General features: G+C 42.4%; 2 protein-coding genes and 3 pseudogenes. 3 read left to right on the top strand and 2 right to left on the bottom strand.

Features of this window, described 5'->3' with window-relative positions:
• The first annotated feature begins 91 nt into the window (after positions 1–91).
• A pseudogene (locus tag B0183_RS11150) lies at positions 92–829 on the top strand (phage minor tail protein L).
• Here the strand turns inward: B0183_RS11150 and B0183_RS11145 are convergent.
• On the bottom strand, positions 826–1239 hold the full coding sequence (locus tag B0183_RS11145; RefSeq protein ID WP_021113608.1) for a type II toxin-antitoxin system HicB family antitoxin: 414 nt from the start codon (positions 1237–1239) through the stop codon (positions 826–828). The pseudogene B0183_RS11150 and the gene B0183_RS11145 overlap by 4 nt on opposite strands.
• A gap of 46 nt (positions 1240–1285) precedes the next feature.
• Positions 1286–1462 (bottom strand): type II toxin-antitoxin system HicA family toxin, encoded by a 177-nt coding sequence (locus tag B0183_RS11140; RefSeq protein ID WP_021113607.1) that lies wholly within the window; start codon positions 1460–1462, stop codon positions 1286–1288.
• A 58-nt stretch (positions 1463–1520) separates the two neighbouring features.
• Between B0183_RS11140 and B0183_RS13050 the strand changes: the two are divergent.
• A pseudogene (locus B0183_RS13050) lies at positions 1521–2192 on the top strand (C40 family peptidase); the annotation flags it as partial.
• 9 nt (positions 2193–2201) lie between these two features.
• Positions 2202–2777, top strand: a pseudogene (locus B0183_RS13045) (phage tail protein); the annotation flags it as partial.
• Positions 2778–2861 lie beyond the last annotated feature (84 nt).

The following is a 2861-nucleotide window of genomic DNA, read 5'->3' as shown; positions in this document are numbered from 1 at the left end:
AATGAGAGGAATCGCAAGAGACGAAAGTCAGAAAGCGATCACCAATAATTTTGCTCGTGCGGGTGGTCAATTTAGACGATAGGAGTATGTAATGCCAAAATCCCTACCTCAAAAAATGGCAAACGAACTGCCAAAACTGGAACAAAATGCCTTGATTGAACTGTGGGAAATTGATTTAAGGCATATCAGCAGTAACAGCGACCCAGCACAAAAAGGGGAGTTATTACGCTTTCACAATGGCTTAAATCAAGGTCAGCAGAATGTTTGGTGGCAAGGTAACGAATACCAAGCCTATCCAATTAATGCGGACGGTTTTGAAATTAGCGGTCAAGGGCCGAGTAACCGACCGACTTTAACAATCTCAAACCTGTACGGCATTGTCACCGCTTTAGCCGCAGATTTCGGACAAGGAATTGGGGCAAAGGTGACACGTCGTTTAGTCTATGCACAATTCCTTGACGCTCGTAATTTTCCAAATGGACGAAATCCACAAGCCGATCCGACATAGGAAAGTGTGAGTTTATTCATCATTGAGCAGTTAAAAAGCCTAAATGATGAAGTAGCGACATTTGAGCTGGCTTTACCCGCAGAAACAGATAATGCTCGCATACCGTTGTTGATGATTACATCAGATACCTGTATTTGGCAATATCGCTCTGCGGAGTGTGGCTACACAGGCGGGCCTGTTGCCGATGAAAAAGATAACCCGACAACCGATCCGAAAAAAGATGCTTGTTCTCACTGTTTGCGTGGTTGCAAGCTGAGATTCGGGGCTAATGCCATTTTACCGTTTGGGGGCTTTCCAAGTACGACGCAGTATGGTAATTAGACAACACGTAATTCAAACTGTTTGTCGAGTGCATTAATCGCTCTTGCAATAGTATCGATTTTTGTACTATGCCCAAGATTAGTAATACGCTGTACTTCTTGCGGTTTTACGGCAATTCGTTTTGCTAATTCCACATTGGAGATATTCTGATCGACCATCTCATTTAGCAATAGCACTTTGGCGAAAATACTTGTCGGTAATTCGATCAGCACTTCGCCTTCTTGTGGTGGGCTTGGTAACGGTACTTTGCGATGATCTTCGAAATAAAAATCCATACTGGTAAGCAATGCATCTTTTGCCATCTCTAAAGCGTCTTCGTAGTTATCACCGCAAGTCAACGCTTCAGGAATATCACGGAATGAAACATTATAACTACCATCTTCAAATTCGAATCGTGCTGGATACAGCATAAATATTACTCCTTGCTAAAAAAGCCCCCTGTTACAGGGGCTTTGATTAGTTTAAACCTAATTGCTTTTTAATCGCTCTCATTGTGCCGTTTTTGATTTCCTTGCTAGGTTGTCTTGGCATTGTTGATTGATTACCGTTGTAATAAAGTTTGATGTGCTTTGAGCCTTCTTCCTTTACTACCCCTTGAGCAATTAGCCATCTTAAAAATTCACTTTGTTTCATTAATCCTCCGTGTTTTTAAGATGTGGTAATAATAAACAAAAATGTTTATTAAGTCAATATGAAATTAACAAAAATGTTTATTTTTATGGTGAATGATACTTTAAGTAAAGAAATCTTAACTCACGCCAAACGCTCAGAACCGCACGAAAGTTGCGGTTTTGTCGTTTCTAAGGGCGGTGAGTTGCGTTATTTTCCTTGTGAAAATGTGGCTGTCGATCTGATTAATCATTTTGAAATTTCACCTGATGATTGGATTCGGGTGGAAAGCGTAGGCGAGATTGTGGCGGTTGTTCATTCTCACCCTGATTCAGACACAGAAAAGGGATTGCCTTATCTATCAACCGCAGACAGAGAATGCCAAGTGCGGTTAAATCTGCCGTTTTGGTTGGTTTGCGATGGCAATTTGCAAAAATTCCGCCCCATCGCACCGCTTGTCGGTCGTCAGTTTGAGAATAACAAGCAAGATTGTCGCAATATCTTACTTGATGCCTATATGTTGTCGGGATTGGATTTGCCTGACGATGTGGAGTACGAGTTTGAATGGTTTAAATCAGGCAACTTGTATGAAGAAAACTTGCTCCGCTTTGGCTTTGAGCGGTTAGATTTTGAAGAACAGCCCCAGCTTGGCGATATTGTGTTACTGCAAATTGGTAGCGATGTGTCTAATCACGCAGGCATTTACCTTGGTAATCAAATGATGTTACACCACAGCGAGGGGCGATTATCTGCCCGTGTGCCTTTTTACGATTTAGTCACCAACAAATTAGCTGGCTTGGGGCAACGTTTAGGCGATTATGGCATTGATAAATTCCAGTTGTATCAGATTGCTCAATACTGCGATCAACAAGTACCAGACGGCTATGGCGGTGTTGAGCCGAGAATGGTGGCAAATTTATGGCTGACAGAGCAACGTGATGCTTATTCGGTGATTTCGGATATGGCGTCGGTTTTCCGTGCGATTGTGATGTGGAATGGTACGCAATTAACCGCTATTCAAGACAGAAATGCCGATCCTGTCTGCTCATTTACTCAGGCGAACGTTATTGACGGTAAATTTAATCGCCAGTATGTACCGCTTAAATCCATTTTTACCGCCGTTGAAGTGGAATATGCCGACGAACGCAATAACTATCAAAAAGCGATTGAGTATGTGGCAGATGATGCAATGATTAAGCGTTATGGCTATAACGTGAAGAAAATCGTTGCGTTTGCCTGTACTTCTCGTGAGCAAGCTCGCCGTTATGGTAAATGGGTGCTTGAAACGTCTCGCTTAGAGCAATGCACGATCAGCTTTAGTGTAGGGCGTGAAGGGTTACAAGTACGGGCAAAACCCTCTATATTCTTGATGAGCCAACGACAGGATTACACTTCGCCGACATTAAACAATTATTGACCGTAT

It is taken from the genome of Glaesserella parasuis (assembly GCF_002015085.1).
Classification (GTDB): domain Bacteria; phylum Pseudomonadota; class Gammaproteobacteria; order Enterobacterales; family Pasteurellaceae; genus Glaesserella; species Glaesserella parasuis.
This window is presented reverse-complemented; position numbering and strand designations above follow the sequence as displayed.